This window comes from Candidatus Sodalis endolongispinus, assembly GCF_018777395.1.
Taxonomy (GTDB): Bacteria; Pseudomonadota; Gammaproteobacteria; order Enterobacterales; family Enterobacteriaceae; genus Sodalis_B; species Sodalis_B endolongispinus.
In genome coordinates, this window is record NZ_JAFJYC010000001.1 from 1,428,090 (window position 1) to 1,444,069 (window position 15,980).

A 15,980-nucleotide genomic window follows, 5' to 3' on the forward strand; every position below is an offset into this window, starting at 1 on the left:
GAATGGCGCCAGCGCAAGCCCTTGCCCGGGCCGAGGCGGTCGGCCAGCGCATGGCGCCGGCGTCAATCCGGGGGCATCGGTTAGAATTTGCTCTGCGCGGCGGCGGAAAGCGTGGTGCGCCGCCGCCCCTGATGACGCAGCTCCCCCCAGAAATAATAGCCGACAAGCGCAAAGCACAGCAGCGACACGCCGAAAGACCGCTGCATGGAGCCCAAGGAATCGGAGACATAACCCTGCAGCGCCGGGACGATCGCCGCGCCCACGATGGACATCACAATCACCGCTCCCGCCACTTCAGTATACTGATTATCCACCGTTTTAAGCGTACCGGTGTAATTTGTGGCCCAACAGGGGCCGAACAGCTCGCTGACGCCGACGGCCGCATAAACGGCGCTGAAATCCGTCACCAGCATCACATACGCCAGCATCGCGACACCGATGACCGAATAGGCGATCAGCACTTTCTGCACGTTGCAGCGGGTCATCAGGCAATTGGCGATGAATTTGCCGATAAAAAACCAATAAAACTGTAAATCATGAAATTGGAGGCATGGCGCTCATTCGCGGCGCCCAACGTCAGCGCCAAACGAATGGTGAACGACCATACCGCCACCTGCAACCCCACATAGAGAAACTGCGCCATCACGCCACGACGAAACCGGCGGTTACCCGCCAGATAGCGCAGTGTCTCGCCCATACCCGGCGACGTGCGGCGCTGTACGGCCTGGGGTTTACAGTGAGGGAATCGGGTCAGCACAAACAATATAAGCACGCCCATCAGCACCATAATCAGATATTTATAGGGCTCAAGCGTATTTTCCAGCATCGACAGCCGAAACGCGTGTATCTGCTCGGCCGTCATTAATGCCATGCGGCTTTCCAGACTGCCGCCCTCGTCGAATACCAGGTATTTCCCCAGCACGATGCCCATGAGCGCCCCGATCGGGTAGAAAGTCTGGCTTATATTCAGACGCAGGGTAGCGTAATCGCGATGGCCTATCATCGCGCTGTAGGTATTGGCGGCGGTTTCAAGAAAGCTGAGTCCGATGGCGATGGCGAATATCGCCGCCAAAAACATGGTATAGGTCGCCATCCGCGCTGCGGGATAAAAAAGCGCGCAACCGATGATGTACAGCGTCAGACCGAGAATAATAGCGAGCTTGTAGCTGCTGGCGCGGATCACCAGCGACGCCGGGATGGCAATCAAAAAGTAACCGCCGTAAAAGGCGCTTTGAACCAGCGCGCTGGCGAAATCGCTCAGCGCGAAGACGCTTTTGAATTGGGTAATCAGAATGTCATTAAGACTGGCGGCGCAGCCCCAGAGCGGAAACAGGCATGACAGCAGGATAAACTGGAATACCGGGGTTTTTTTCAGATAACCGTCGGCTAATTGTACGCTTGGCTGAGGCATCGGTTAACCCTCAACAGGCGTGGCGGCAGCGTCGCCCGTCACGGCGATATGTCTAGCCGCTGGGAGTGTGACGGCAAAGGCAGGCAGGCTTATGACCCGTATTGTTACCGGAACGCGTAGATGATGCACGACAATGCCGCCGGCCGGGGTAACGTCGGCGAGATACCGACGTTGAGGGTACCGAGGCATCCCGCCGTTGCCGTGGCGCGGAGTGAAACGTAAGACGCCGATGGCCGTAATATCCATATCCCTATCCTCTTCATGAGTTAACTTTCCTAGTGTCATTTAGCCAACATTAACCAATGGTAAATGTAATTAGATTTACACCTAACGCCTATTAAGGAGATATATGCCGGTAAATCACTTATTAACGCGTAATAATGTTATGTTATAAACATTGACGCTCCCCTTTATCGACAGACCAAAGCCTGCCGGGTCATCCCCGTCCTTCATACCCCGGCATGGGAGGCAAATGGTCTGCGAATCAGGTGGATAGTGAGCGGGGGCGGTTTGCGTGGTCGTGTCATTGCGGGTAATATCCCCCGCATGGCCTACCCGGCGCGTACTGGCCTAAGGGCGTGCGAGGGGTCAAACGCGACTCTGCTCGCACTGGCGGGCTCCGGTCTCCTTCTTTCAGGCAACAGCGGGATAGTCCCATGGAAATGCGGCGCGAAGAACGGATTAACAGACTGAGGCAGGCACTGAAACGAACGGACAAACTGCATTTGAAAGACGCCGCCGCGCTGCTTGGCGTTTCCGAGATGACCGGCCGCCGGGATTTGAGCGCAGAAACAGCGTCGGTGGTGCTGCTGGGCGGTTATGTCGTCACTGCGCCGCGCAACAATGCAGTGACGCGCTATTTCGTTTCGGATCAGCAGCCGCGTCACGTTGACGAAAAAGCGCAGACCGGCCGGCTGGCGGCAGCGCTGATTGAACCGGACGAAACACTGTTTTTCGATTGCGGCACCCCGTTTATCATTGATGCCATCGATGACGATTTGGCGTTTACCGCCGTCTGCTATTCGCTGAACACCTTTCTAGCGCTACGGGAGAAACCGCGCTGCAATGCCATATTGTGCGGCGGACGGTACCATCCCGGCAATGCCACTTTTACCCCGCTGACGCCCGACTCACTGCTTGATGATATCTGCCCGACCAAATCGTTTTTTTCCGCAGCGGGCCTCTGCCTGCAAAGCGGCGCCACTTGCTTCCATTTTGATGAATTGGCGTTGAAACAGCGCGCGCTCGCCATGGCGCAACACGCCATTCTGGTGATTGATCACGGTAAATTCGACTGCGTCCGCCCGGCCCGTATCGGTCCGCTGACCGCCTTTGCCACCTTGATAACCGACAGACGGCCGGCACAAAAATTTGTCGATTACTGCCGACAGCAGGCAATCACGCTGCGCTACGACGGGATATAACGGGGAAACGCTTTCAGGCAAAGGCGGCAACCTCCCTCCAGTAGCACGGCGTCGCGGCGGGCGGCAACCGTTACGAGCGATTGGCGCGCTTACGTTCGTTTTCGGTCAGGTAACGCTTACGAAAACGGATGGATTGCGGCGTCACTTCCACCAATTCATCATCATCGATGAATTCCAGCGCCTGCTCCAAAGACATCTTGATCGCCGGCACCAGCGTCGTCGCTTCGTCGGTACCGGACGCGCGCATGTTGGTCAGCTTCTTGCCGGTCAGGCAGTTCACCGTCAGATCGTTGGAGCGGGTGTGGATACCGATAATCTGACCTTCGTAAACTTCCGCGCCGTGACCCAGGAACAGGCGTCCGCGGTCCTGCAGGCTGTACAGGGCATAAGCCACCGCTTTACCCTGACCGTTGGAGATCAACACGCCGTTCTGGCGCTGGCCGATTTCACCGGGACGCATATCGTCGTAGTGACTGAAGGTAGAGTACAAAAGACCGGTACCCGAGGTCATGGTCAGAAAATCGGTACGGAAACCGATTAAGCCCCGGATCGGGATCACGTAATCCAGTCGGATGCGGCCTTTGCCGTCCGGCAGCATGTCGCGCATCTCGCCTTTACGGATGCCCATGGCTTCCATAACCGGCCCCTGATGCTGCTCCTCGATATCCAGCGTGACCGATTCAAAAGGTTCCTGTTTGGCGCCATCGATGGTACGGAAAATCACTTTTTGCCGGGAAACGGCGATCTCGAACCCTTCACGGCGCATGTTCTCGATAAGCACTGACAAGTGCAGCTCGCCGCGGCCGGAAACGCGGAAGGTATCCGGATCTTCGGTCTCTTCCACCCGCAACGCCACGTTGTGTACCAGTTCTTTGTTAAGACGTTCCAGGATCTGGCGCGAAGTGACGTATTTCCCTTCTTTACCGCAGAACGGCGAGGTGTTGACGCCGAACGACATGGAGACGGTCGGTTCGTCGACCGTCAACGGCGGCAACGCTTCTACCTGAGCCTGATCGCAAATGGTGTCGGAAATATTCAGCTCGCCCAACCCGGTTATCGCGATAATATCGCCGGCTTCGGCCAGTTTGGACTCGATACGCTGCAGGCCCATATGGACCAGGACCTGGCCCACTTTGCCGTTGCGACGTTTGCCTTCGCTGTCCACTACGGTCACATTCTGGTTCGGTTTTACCGAGCCGCGCTTGATGCGCCCGACGCCGATAACGCCGACATAGCTGTTATAGTCCAGCTGGGAAATTTGCATCTGGAACGGGCCGTCGACGTCGACGCTCGGCGCCTCGACATTTTTCACGATGGATTCAAACAGCGGCGTCATATCGTCGGCCATGTCTTCATGTTCCAGACCGGCAATGCCCATCAGCGCTGATGCGTAAACGATCGGAAAATCAAGCTGCTCGTCGGTGGCGCCCAGATTGACGAACAGATCGAAGACCTGATCCACCACCCAGTCGGGACGCGCGCCGGGGCGGTCAACTTTATTGATGACCACGATAGGTTTCAGACCATAAGCGAACGCTTTCTGCGTCACGAAACGGGTCTGGGGCATCGGACCACCCATGGCATCGACCAGCAGCAATACCGAGTCAACCATCGACATCACGCGCTCAACTTCGCCGCCGAAATCGGCGTGTCCGGGGGTGTCGACGATGTTGATGCGGTAGTCCTGCCAGTTGATGGCGGTATTTTTAGCGAGGATGGTAATCCCACGCTCTTTCTCCAAATCGTTGGAGTCCATCACGCGTTCGGTTCCATCATTACGGTCACCCAGCGTGCCGGATTGTTGCAACAATTTGTCAACCAAGGTAGTTTTACCATGGTCTACGTGCGCGATGATGGCGATGTTACGCAGATTTTCGATCACAACTTTGCCTCAGGCATTAGAAATAGCGCGTTATTGTACACGGATTAGGCGAGGGACTAAACAATATCCGTCGTTCTTGGCGATTGCGTCTTTTTGCACGCCGCCGCATCCCTCTCCCGGTGCAATATTCCCTTCCGCCGCTCCCTCTGCACCAAAATAGTGCCCAGCCTGCCGCTAAATGCACTACTATGGTTCAATCCGGCCAATCTGGTGCAGCGCGCCCCGCCGCAAAAGTCCGCAGCGATGCGTTCCGCGCCGGTTTGACAATGTTGGCACAGTTTTAGCTATAGACCTTATAAGGTAGAAAATCCAATCCATAGGCGTTCGTTCCACGACGACAACAAGCAACATCCGGGAGAATATGAGTTATGTCCGTTGAACAAGTCATGTCGATGCTTAAAGAACATGAAGTAAAATTCATCGACTTACGTTTCACCGATACCAAAGGTAAAGAGCAGCACGTTACGATCCCTGCGCCGGTCAGCAAAGAAGACGTCAATGACTTCTTTGAAGAAGGCAAAATGTTCGACGGCTCCTCTATCGGCGGCTGGAAAGGCATCAATGAGTCCGACATGGTGCTGATGCCAGACGCATCCTCCGCCGTGATGGATCCGTTCTATGAAGACTCGACGCTTATCATCCGCTGCGACATTCTTGAGCCGGCTACCATGCAGGGTTACGATCGCGATCCGCGCTCCATCGCCAAACGTGCGGAAGACTTCCTGAAGTCCTCCGGCATCGCCGATCAGGTCCTGTTTGGACCGGAGCCCGAATTCTTCTTGTTCGACGACATTCGATTCGGCACCTCTATCTCCGGTTCGCATGTGGCTATCGACGATATCGAAGCCGCCTGGAACACCGGTAAAGCTTACGAAGGCGGCAACAAAGGACACCGTCCGGGCGTGAAGGGCGGCTATTTCCCGGTTCCGCCGGTCGATTCCTCGCAGGATCTGCGTTCTACCATGTGTTTGACCATGGCGGAAATGGGCCTGGTCGTGGAAGCGCATCACCACGAAGTGGCAACCGCCGGCCAGAACGAAGTGGCCACCCGCTTCAATACCCTGACTAAAAAAGCCGACGAAATCCAGATTTACAAATACGTCGTTCATAACGTTGCCCATGCATTCGGCAAAACCGCGACCTTCATGCCGAAACCGATTTTTGGCGATAACGGCTCCGGTATGCACTGCCATATGTCCTTGACCAAAGACGGCAACAACCTGTTCTCCGGCGACAAGTACGGCGGCCTGTCTGAAGCGGCGCTGTTCTACATCGGCGGCGTTATCAAGCATGCAAAAGCCATCAATGCGCTGACCAACCCGACCACCAACTCTTACAAGCGTTTGGTCCCGGGTTACGAAGCACCGGTCATGCTGGCTTACTCCGCCCGTAACCGCTCCGCTTCCATCCGTATTCCGGTGGTCGCCAGCCCGAAAGCACGCCGTATCGAGGTGCGCTTCCCGGATCCGGCCGCCAACCTGTACCTGGCGTTCTCCGCTTTGTTGATGGCCGGCCTGGACGGCATTATCAACAAAATCCATCCCGGCGACGCCATGGATAAGAACCTCTACGATCTGCCGGCGGAAGAAGCCAGCGAAATCCCAACCGTGGCCGGCTCCCTTGAGGAAGCATTGAACGCCCTGGATGCGGATCGCGAGTTCCTGACCCGCGGTGGCGTATTCACCGACGACACCATCGATGCCTATATCACGCTGCGCACGGAAGAGAACGACCGCGTACGCATGACGCCGCACCCGGTGGAGTTCGAGCTGTATTACAGCGTTTAATCGCCCGAGTTTTTTGTTGCCGTGGAAACTTTCAGCCCATCTTCGGATGGGCTTTTTTCTCCACCAAACCTGGCGCGATGCCATGCGCCATCACCGACAATCAAGCGCTTTGCACTAACAGAGTGCGGGAGACTGCTAAATGGCAACCGGCACACTGCCCGAAGCTGGGCAGATCCTTAATTCATTAATCACCAGTATCCTGCTGCTGGATAACGATCTGGCGGTGCATTACGCCAACCCGGCCGCACAGCAATTACTGGCGCAAAGCTCACGTAAGCTGTTCGGCACCCCGCTGCCGGAATTGCTGGGCTATTTTTCCCTGAATGTCGAGCTGATGCGCGAAAGTCTGGACGCAGGACAGGGGTTTACCGATAACGAAGTGACGCTGGTGGTGGACGGCAGGGCGCATATCCTATCGCTGACCGCGCAGCTGCTGCCGGAAGAGACTATCCTGATGGAGCTGGCGCCGATGGATAATCAGCGCCGACTCAGCCAGGAACAGCTGCAGCATGCACAGCAGGTTGCCGCGCGGAATTTGGTGCGCGGCCTTGCCCATGAGATTAAAAATCCCCTTGGCGGCCTGCGCGGCGCTGCGCAGCTGCTGGCCAAAGCACTGCCGGACCCGGCGTTGACGGAATACACCAAGGTGATCATCGAACAGGCCGATCGGTTGCGCAATCTGGTCGACCGCTTATTGGGCCCACAGCAGCCCGGTATGCATGTGACGCAAAGTATTCATCAGGTCTGCGAAAGGGTATTCAAGCTGGTGTCGCTTGAGATGCCGGACAATGTCACGCTGGTGCGGGATTATGATCCCAGCCTGCCGGAGTTGACCCATGATCCGGATCAGATGGAACAGGTCTTGCTGAACATCACCCGCAATTCGCTGCAGGCGCTGGGCGAGGAGGGCGGCACCATTACCCTCAGAACGCGTACCGCTTTCCAGCTGACGCTGCACGGGGTGCGCTACCGGCTGGTGGCGCGCATTGATATCGAGGACGACGGCCCAGGGATCCCGGCGCAATTGCAGGATACGCTGTTTTATCCCATGGTCAGCGGCCGCGAAGGGGGAACCGGCCTCGGCCTCTCCATCGCCCGCAGTCTGATCGATCAGAATTCAGGAAAGATTGAATTTAACAGTTGGCCGGGACATACTGAGTTTTCGGTCTACCTGCCTATTCGCCAGTGAGGTTCTGTATGCAACGAGTGATAGTCTGGATCGTCGACGACGATAGCTCCATCCGCTGGGTGCTTGAACGCGCACTCACTGGAGCCGGGTTGACCTGCACCACCTTTGAAGGTGGCAGCCAGGTGCTGGACGCGCTCGCCACCCAAACGCCGGACGTATTATTATCCGATATTCGCATACCCGGCATGGATGGGCTGGCATTGCTCAAGCAAATCAAACAGCGTCATCCGATGCTGCCGGTCATCATCATGACCGCTCATTCAGATTTGGATGCCGCAGTCAGCGCTTACCAGCAAGGGGCGTTCGACTATTTACCGAAACCCTTCGATATTGACGAGGCGGTTGCTTTGGTGGAGCGCGCGGTCAGCCACTACTTGGAGCAGCAGCAGCCGCCTCGCAGTCAGCCCGCCAGCGGCCCTACCGCCGATATCATTGGCGAAGCGCCGGCGATGCAGGACGTATTCCGTATTATCGGCCGGCTGTCGCGCTCGTCTATTAGCGTGCTTATCAACGGCGAATCCGGCACCGGTAAAGAACTGGTGGCGCACGCCCTGCATCGCCATAGCCCGCGCGCCAAGGCGCCGTTTATCGCGCTGAATATGGCAGCGATTCCAAAGGATCTGATTGAGTCGGAGTTGTTCGGCCACGAAAAATGGGCGTTCACCGGCGCCAATCAAATCCGTCAGGGCCGTTTCGAGCAGGCCGACGGCGGCACGCTATTTTTGGACGAAATCGGCGATATGCCGCTGGATGTGCAAACCCGTCTGTTGCGCGTGCTGGCGGACGGCCAATTCTACCGCGTCGGCGGTTATGCGCCGGTTAAGGTGGATGTGCGCATTATCGCCGCCACCCACCAGAACCTGGAACTGCGCGTGCAGGAAGGCCGTTTTCGTGAGGATTTATTCCATCGTCTGAACGTTATACGCGTGCATCTGCCGCCGCTATGCGAGCGCCGGGAAGATATTCCCCGCCTGTCGCGGTATTTCCTGCAGGTAGCGGCCAGGGAGCTGGGGGTGGAGCCGAAAAATCTGCACCCGGAGACCGAAACCGCGATGACCCGCCTGCCCTGGCCGGGAAACGTGCGCCAATTTGGAAAACACCTGCCGCTGGCTGACGGTGATGGCCGCCGGACAGGAGGTGTTGATTCAGGATCTGCCGCCGGAGCTATTTGAAACCACCGCGCCCGATAATGTCGTGCAATCGCTGCCGGACAGCTGGGCCACCTTGCTGGCACAGTGGGCCGATCGCGCGTTGCGCTCCGGTCATCAAAATTTGCTGTCGGAGGCACAGCCGGAGATGGAGCGCACCCTGCTGACCACCGCGTTGCGTCATACCCAGGGCCATAAGCAGGAGGCCGCCCGTTTACTCGGTTGGGGCCGCAACACGCTTACGCGCAAATTGAAAGAGCTGGGAATGGAGTGACCACTACTGCCCCGCACAGCGTGTGCCGGCAATAAAAATGGCGTATAAACAGTTTACATTGCCGGCCGGCTCAGTATTATTTCTGTGCACAAAGGGAGACAAGCCATGTTGCAGACCCTGATGAATTTCGTGACGCATGGGTTGGACGCGGTCGCCGCTGCGGGGCACGCCCCACAGACGGCGCTGGCGGCAGTTATGTGCGCCACGCTCATCAATTCACTGAAGTGAGCGGCCGTCCTGCCACCCTCATCACGCTCCTTTCTGTCTCACGGTGGAAAGGGGCGATTTATATCACCCGGGAAAACTGACGTTGACGCTGGCTGGCGCGCAGATAGGCATCGAAACACATGCAGATATTGCGCACCAGCAAGCGGCCCCGGGCGTTATTTCCAATGCGCCGGCGCTCATCGTCACCAGCCCGTCCTCCACCAGCGGCGCCATTTGCGCCAAATCCTCGGCAAAGTAATCGGTAAAGCGAATGCCGTAAGCCGTTTCGATGACATGATAATCGAGGCGGAACTGGCAAATCAGCGCTTTGATGACATCCCGACGCAGGCAATCGTCGCGGCTAAGCGCCACGCCGCGCCACAGACCGTTACCTTGCCGGTTGACGGCGTCGCGGTAGCTACGCATGACTTTCTGATTTTGCGCATAATGATCGCCCGACAGACCAAGACCCAACAGGTCGCAGCCGCCTTGAGTGGTATAGCCCTGAAAATTGCGGTGCAGCCGTCCCTCCCGCTGGGCCAGCGCCAGTTCATCATCCGGCCGGGCGAAATGGTCCATGCCGATGAACTGATAACCCGCACCGGTAAGGGTTGCAATACTGTACTGTAACAGTGCCAGTTTTTGCGCGGCGTCGGGCAAATCCGCGTCCTTTAACTTACGTTGTGCGGCAAACAACGTTGGCATATGGGCATAGTTAAACACGCTTAAGCGCTGCGGACCCAACGCAATAACCCGCTGCAGTGTGTAAGCGAGGCGATCCAGCGTCTGACGCGGCAGGCCGTAAATCAAATCGATGTTGGTCGAGCGAAACCCCAGACGGGTGGCGCGCTCAATCAGGCCAAAAATCAGCGCCTCGTCTTGCTCGCGGTTGATAAGATGCTGCACCTCGTCATTAAAATCCTGCACGCCGACGCTGATACGATTGAACCCCTGGCGCTGCAAATCATCAATCAGCTCCAGCGGGATCTACCGCGGATCGATTTCAATCGACAGCTCGGCGTCGGCGTCAAACGCGAAGTTTTCCCGCAGCAGCGCCATCTGCGCCACCGATAAAAAAGTCGGCGTACCGCCGCCCCAGTGCATTTGTGTGACCCTTCTGTCGGCGAACAGCGGCGATCGCGCGCTGATTTCTCGCGCCAGCGTGTCGAGATACTCATCGACTTTTTCGCTATGACGCGTGACTATCTTATTGCAGCCGCAGAAATAGCACAGCTTTTGACAGAAGTGGATGTGAACATACAGCGACAGCGGCCGTTCGGGGTAACGGCTCGCCGCAGCGGCAAACGCTGTATCATCGTAATTTTCGCTGAACTCCAGCGCGGTGGGATAGGAGGTATAGCGCGGCCCAGCGTGGTTATATTTCTGAATGAGGGCCGAATCCCATTCGATTGCTGGCAGTGATTTCACGGTTTACTCCTTACCAGAGGGCGTCGACGGCGCCGTCTGACAGGTGGGACGGGTCGGCGTAGCGTAGCGCGCGCCGCCTGCAGCCTCGCCTTGCGTCGCGAGAGGCGCCATAGTTTACCCGATAACCACACAAGATAACAGGTTAACAATAGCGCGAGCAGTAGCGTTAATGTCTGCAAGGGTTAGAAACTGTCTTTATCGTAGCCGCGTTTGAGCAGCGGCAGCATGTCTTCTTGCTGCGCCGGCTGTTCCTCATCGTCAATAAGCTCAATTCCCAGTTCGGTCATCAGCTCATCGATACGATCAAGCGCCTGGTCCACATAGCGTTTCTCGGCGGTGGAAAGGGTTTCATCCTGCTCAAGGCGCTGTAGCAACCCATCCAGACGCTCGTCATTCTCCAGATGTGCTAGCTCCTGTTCGGCCGTTTCCTGCGGCTTTTGCAGCGGCGGTGCGCCTGAGGGGGCTTTGCGTGGCGCCACCGCGCCCTCCACCGTCAGCGCCACCGGCTTTTTGCTGCCGATACGGCTATCCTGCGGCGCACGGGTAGTCTGGCGCACGGTCTCGCCGCCGCCGCCCTGACTGCGCGAGCCGGCAGCCAGACCGCGGCGTTTTTTCTGCCGCTTACGTTCGCGCCCTTCGATATTCAACTCTTCGCGGCTTTTACGCTGCTTCTTCTTGCGCGCGTCGCCGGGCTTGCCGCGGATGCCCCGTGCTGATGGATTCATGATGTTTTCTCTTGGGTAAGGGTAATAACGTCTACCGTTGCGGCGGAATCTATCAGAAAGCCGCGCAAGAAAAAAGGTGACTGCGCCCGCGGACGAAGATAAAAAACGCATCCCGGGCCATAACCGGTATAATTGCCGTGAATATGCCATCGACAAAGAGAGGATACCGTTGGCCAAATCCTATAACTATCAGCTGACCCATTTCGTCACCAGCGCGCCGGATATCCGCCATTTGCCGGTGGACAGCGGAATTGAAATCGCTTTCGCCGGGCGCTCTAACGCCGGGAAATCCAGCGCGCTTAATACCCTGACCAATAAGAAAAGCCTGGCCAGGACCAGTAAAACCCCCGGACGCACCCAGCTTATCAACCTGTTTGAGGTGGAACCCGGCATCCGGCTGGTCGATCTGCCCGGCTACGGCTATGCCCAAGTGCCGGAAGAGCTGAAACTCAAGTGGCAACGCGCCTTGGGCGAATATCTGCAAATGCGCGACAGCCTCAAGTGTCTGGTGGTGTTAATGGATATTCGCCACCCGATGAAAGATCTTGACCAGCAAATGGTGCAATGGGCGGTCGATGTCAATATCCCGGTGCTAGTCCTGCTCACCAAAGCCGATAAGCTGGCTTCCGGCGCACGTAAGGCGCAGCTGAATCAAGTGCGCGAAGCGGCGCTGGCTTTTATGGGCGATGTTCAGGTTGAAATCTTCTCATCGCTAAAAAAACAGGGGGTGGATACGCTGCGGCATAAATTGGACGACTGGTTTGCCGCCATCCCGCCGGCGTTAGCGCCACAAGCCTCCCCGGAAGCAGAGTAAGGCACAAGACTCGCCTGGCGTCACGGCCGGGCGGTGATGCTGGCGCCATTAAGCCCCCTACCGCGGCGTTACGGCCTGATGACCATGACTCAAGCCCTGCGGTTTCAACGCGGCAAGAGCCCTGTTAACCTCCTTGCCCGCGATATCATGGCCTAAACTGGGCGATGGGACGTATTGGCACCCGCCGCACTGGTTGTATCAGGAGACGCCGCCACTAACGCCCTTGGATCGGGGGATCGCAGCCATCGTTTTGAGAGTACAGCCCACCGCTACGACGTTGGTGATGACGATGACGACAATGATAACCCTGAACCGATTTATCAGCGCCCAATAAAAAACGCCCCAGCCATTAAATGACCGGGGCGGCTAATACTTAGCCAAAACCGATTACGCGAAGTAAAAGGCCTGAAAGATAGAACATCCTACCTCTGTACCCTACGCCGATAACTTTACCCTATTTTTTGATGGGGCAAAAGAATTTTTTGTAGTTTACTTTCACCTTTTTAGGTATAAGGAATGCTTATTGTGGGAATACATCACACTTTAATGTAGCTTAATTATAAAAAGTGCTTATTCATTCGCCGCTTAGTGAGCTTGATCCCAGTTTTCACCGACACCCACGTCCACCTGCAGCGGAACATCCAGCGTAAAACAGCCTTCCATCAGCGCCTTAATCCGCTCTTTGGCGCTCTCTACCGCATCGCGCCGCACCTCAAATACTAGTTCATCGTGTACCTGCATAATCATGCGGACCGGTGGCGCTTCCTGCTGCAGCCAGCCATCAATCGCAATCATCGCCCGCTTGATAATATCAGCGGCGGTGCCCTGCATCGGGGCGTTAATGGCGGCGCGCTCCGCGCCTTTTTTACGCATGCCGTTGCGCGAGTGGATATCCGGTAAATACAGCCGGCGGCCGTCCAGGGTTTCGACATAACCCTGATCGCTGGCCTGCCTGCGGGTGCGTTCCATATATTCCAGTACGCCGGGGTACCGCTCGAAATAAAGATTCATGTATTTCTGCGCTTCCGATCGCGGCACCGACAGCTGCCGCGCCAGACCGAAAGCGCTCATGCCGTAAATCAGGCCAAAGTTGATCGCCTTGGCGCTGCGGCGCTGATCCTGGGTCACCTTTTCCAGCGGCATACCGAAGACTTCGGCGGCAGTGGCGCGGTGAATATCCTTGCCGGCGGCAAAGGCGTTAAGTAATCCGGCGGCGCGCGAGAGATGCGCCATAATGCGCAGCTCAATCTGTGAATAGTCCGCCGCCACGATAAGCGCGTCCGGCGGCGCGATAAACGCCTGCCGGATGCGCCGGCCCTCATCGTTGCGCACGGGAATATTTTGCAGGTTCGGGTCGCTGGAGGACAGCCGCCCGGTGGCGGTGACAGCCTGATGATAAGAAGTATGGACCCGCTTCGACAGCGTGTTAATCATATGTGGCAGCTTATCGGTGTAGGTGGATTTAAGCTTGGCCAGGCCACGATATTCTAAAATCAGCTTCGGCAGCGGATAGTCCAGCGCCAGCTCTGCCAGCACTTCTTCATTGGTTGAAGGGGCACCTCCGGGGGTTTTCTTCAGCACCGGCAATTTCTGCTTATCGTACAAAATCGCCTGCAGCTGTTTGGTAGAAGAAATATTAAACGGTTCTTCCGCCAGTTGGTGCGCTTCCCCTTCCAGCTGTTCCAGGCGTTTGGCCAGTTCCACCGAATGTGCGGCGAGGATAGTTTCATCGATAAGCACGCCGGTGCGCTCAATGCGCGACAGGACCGGCACCAGCGGCATTTCGATTTCCGTAAACACCTTCTTTAGCGCCGGTGCATGCTCAATGCGTGGCCACAGCTTTTGGTGCAGACGCAGCGTCACGTCAGCGTCTTCAGCGGCGTAAGGTGCGGCCTGCTCCATTGCTATCTGATTAAATGTCAACTGATTGCGGCCTTTGCCCGCTATTTCTTCAAAGCTCACGGTGGTGTGCTGTAAAAAACGCTCGGCCAGGCTGTCCATATCGTGGCGGCCGGCGACGCTGTCCAGCACGTAAGATTCCAGCATGGTATCGAACGCGATGCCGGTCAGCTCGATATCGTATCGTTTCATAACCCCGCGATCGAATTTGAGATTCTGGCCAATTTTGCCAATGGTGGGATCTTGGAGCACCGGTTTCAGCGCCGCCAATACCGCCGCGCGGTCAAGCTGGTCCGGCGCATCCAGATAATCGTGCCCCAGCGGCAAATAGGCGGCCTCAACCGGTTTAACGGCAAAACACAGCCCTACCAGATTGGCGGTAAGCGTGTCCAGCCCGTCGGTTTCGGTATCAAAGGCGAATACCCCGGCGCGGCGGATGGCAGTGATCCACGTCTCCAGGGTCGCCATAGTGTCGATAATCACATAGCCGTCTTTCGACAACGCCTCGGTCGGCTCCTCGGCCGCCGCCGGACGGGGCGCGGTAAACGGCGACGGCGCGGCAACGGCACTTTTGCGTCCCTGTAGCCATTTACCCGCTTCCAAATCGCTCAGCCAGCGTTTGAATTCATAACGCTGAAACAACAGCATCAGCGCTTCGGCCTCGGGCTCTTCCACCGTTAACCGGTCATAGGGCAAATCCAGCGCTACATCGGTTTTAATGGTCGCCAGCTGGTAGGAAAGAAAAGCCACCTCACGGTGCTGCTCAAGCTTGGCGGCCATAGTTTTAGCGCCGCGAAAGCTCAGGGTACTGACGCTATCAAGCTGTTGATACAAGCTTTCCAGCCCGCCCAGTCCTTGCAATAGCGCCTGCGCGGTTTTCTCACCCACCCCCGGCACGCCCGGAATGTTATCGGAACTGTCGCCCATCAGCGCCAGATAATCAATGATGAGCTCAGGTGGCACGCAAAATTTCAACTGCACCTCCTCCGGGCCGAGGATGGTGTTGGACATGGTATTAATCAGGGTAATTTTGGGCGACACCAGCTGCGCCATGTCCTTGTCGCCGGTACTTATCAGCACATCCCGGCCGTCGCGCGCCGCCGACAGCGCCAGCGTCCCGATAACGTCATCGGCCTCGACGCCGCTGACGGCCAGCAGCGGCAGACCCATTGCTTTGACCATATCATGCAGCGGCCCTATCTGGCTGCGCAAGTCGTCCGGCATGGGCGGCCGGTGGGATTTGTAATGCTCGAACAACTCATCTCGGAATGTCTTGCCCTTGGCGTCAAACACCACCGCCACATGGCTTGGCCGGTACTGCACCAGCAGGCTTTTGAGCATATTCAATACGCCGTACATCGCCCCGGTAGGTTCCCCCGCGCTATTGGTCAGCGGTGGAAAGGCGTGATAGGCGCGGTAAAGATAAGAGGAACCATCCACCAAAATAATCGGGTTTTCTGCGATTTGGACCATAGCGTATTTCGTTCTTTTTAGTCAGCAAACATAAGGGGTAGCATGCCACAGCCGGCAGACGGAGACGATGGTTAGCGTAGCATAAGGGCGATAAAAATACCGGGAATGCGGCCAGATCCGCAGGATCATGCTGTGGATAACTTTGTGAGTAAAAAATATAGTTTTTATTGACAGGCGCGATATTCACGAGATCGCTAGACAAAAAACCTTTATTATCAAGTAATTAATATATTAACCTGACAATAGCAAATAACATCCCAAGGGTATTGCCATTGTGGATATAAACCTGCTATGACCCGTTACGGGCATCAGCATTATC

At 56.6% G+C, this 15,980-nt stretch carries 9 protein-coding genes and 3 pseudogenes; 6 read left to right on the forward strand and 6 right to left on the reverse strand.

The window, feature by feature from the left end; translation table 11 throughout:
• Positions 1-80 precede the first annotated feature (80 nt).
• Positions 81-1,411: pseudogene (fucP, locus tag JZM24_RS06965) on the reverse strand (L-fucose:H+ symporter permease).
• Between the two features lie 656 nt (positions 1,412-2,067).
• On the opposite strand from fucP, the gene deoR reads away from it, so the two are divergent.
• On the forward strand, positions 2,068-2,835 hold the full coding sequence (gene deoR / locus JZM24_RS06970) for a DNA-binding transcriptional repressor DeoR (RefSeq protein WP_215669143.1): 768 nt from the start codon (positions 2,068-2,070) through the stop codon (positions 2,833-2,835).
• 70 nt (positions 2,836-2,905) lie between these two features.
• On the opposite strand, the gene typA is transcribed toward deoR, so the two are convergent.
• Entirely contained in the window at positions 2,906-4,717 is a 1,812-nt protein-coding gene (gene typA / locus JZM24_RS06975) for a translational GTPase TypA (RefSeq protein ID WP_215669144.1), read from the reverse strand.
• 368 nt (positions 4,718-5,085) lie between these two features.
• Between typA and glnA the strand changes: the two genes are divergently transcribed.
• From glnA to JZM24_RS06995, 4 genes and pseudogenes are all read left to right on the forward strand, one after another.
• Entirely contained in the window at positions 5,086-6,504 is a 1,419-nt protein-coding gene (gene glnA / locus JZM24_RS06980; RefSeq protein WP_215669145.1) for a glutamate--ammonia ligase, read from the forward strand.
• A gap of 139 nt (positions 6,505-6,643) precedes the next feature.
• Complete coding sequence (glnL, locus tag JZM24_RS06985) at positions 6,644-7,693, forward strand: nitrogen regulation protein NR(II) (RefSeq protein WP_215669146.1); 1,050 nt, start codon at positions 6,644-6,646, stop codon at positions 7,691-7,693.
• An 8-nt stretch (positions 7,694-7,701) separates the two neighbouring features.
• Positions 7,702-9,115, forward strand: a pseudogene (gene glnG, locus JZM24_RS06990) (nitrogen regulation protein NR(I)).
• Between the two features lie 105 nt (positions 9,116-9,220).
• Complete coding sequence (locus JZM24_RS06995; RefSeq protein WP_215669147.1) at positions 9,221-9,343, forward strand: YshB family small membrane protein; 123 nt, start codon at positions 9,221-9,223, stop codon at positions 9,341-9,343.
• Between the two features lie 58 nt (positions 9,344-9,401).
• On the opposite strand, the pseudogene hemN reads toward JZM24_RS06995, so the two are convergent.
• Both hemN and yihI read right to left on the reverse strand, forming a co-directional pair.
• Positions 9,402-10,750: pseudogene (hemN, locus tag JZM24_RS07000) on the reverse strand (oxygen-independent coproporphyrinogen III oxidase).
• 182 nt (positions 10,751-10,932) lie between these two features.
• Positions 10,933-11,475: a Der GTPase-activating protein YihI gene (gene yihI, locus JZM24_RS07005; protein WP_215669148.1), complete on the reverse strand. Its 543-nt coding sequence runs from the start codon at positions 11,473-11,475 to the stop codon at positions 10,933-10,935.
• Between the two features lie 169 nt (positions 11,476-11,644).
• On the opposite strand from yihI, the gene yihA reads away from it, so the two are divergent.
• On the forward strand, positions 11,645-12,289 hold the full coding sequence (gene yihA / locus JZM24_RS07010; RefSeq protein ID WP_215670040.1) for a ribosome biogenesis GTP-binding protein YihA/YsxC: 645 nt from the start codon (positions 11,645-11,647) through the stop codon (positions 12,287-12,289).
• A gap of 373 nt (positions 12,290-12,662) precedes the next feature.
• On the opposite strand, the gene spfP is transcribed toward yihA, so the two are convergent.
• Both spfP and polA read right to left on the reverse strand, forming a co-directional pair.
• Positions 12,663-12,710: a small protein SpfP gene (gene spfP / locus JZM24_RS19985; protein WP_446680066.1), complete on the reverse strand. Its 48-nt coding sequence runs from the start codon at positions 12,708-12,710 to the stop codon at positions 12,663-12,665.
• A 164-nt stretch (positions 12,711-12,874) separates the two neighbouring features.
• Positions 12,875-15,661 (reverse strand): DNA polymerase I, encoded by a 2,787-nt coding sequence (gene polA / locus JZM24_RS07015; RefSeq protein WP_215669149.1) that lies wholly within the window; start codon positions 15,659-15,661, stop codon positions 12,875-12,877.
• Between the last annotated feature and the right edge of the window lie 319 nt (positions 15,662-15,980).

What these genes read in the sequence shown, in the direction of transcription:
- deoR (WP_215669143.1), top strand. Translation starts at nt 2,068, where the DNA reads ATGGAAATGCGGCGCGAAGAACGGATTAACAGACTGAGGCAGGCACTG.
- yihI (WP_215669148.1), bottom strand. Translation starts at nt 11,475, where the DNA reads ATGAATCCATCAGCACGGGGCATCCGCGGCAAGCCCGGCGACGCGCGC.
- JZM24_RS06995 (WP_215669147.1), top strand. Translation starts at nt 9,221, where the DNA reads ATGTTGCAGACCCTGATGAATTTCGTGACGCATGGGTTGGACGCGGTC.
- glnL (WP_215669146.1), top strand. Translation starts at nt 6,644, where the DNA reads ATGGCAACCGGCACACTGCCCGAAGCTGGGCAGATCCTTAATTCATTA.
- glnA (WP_215669145.1), top strand. Translation starts at nt 5,086, where the DNA reads ATGTCCGTTGAACAAGTCATGTCGATGCTTAAAGAACATGAAGTAAAA.
- polA (WP_215669149.1), bottom strand. Translation starts at nt 15,661, where the DNA reads ATGGTCCAAATCGCAGAAAACCCGATTATTTTGGTGGATGGTTCCTCT.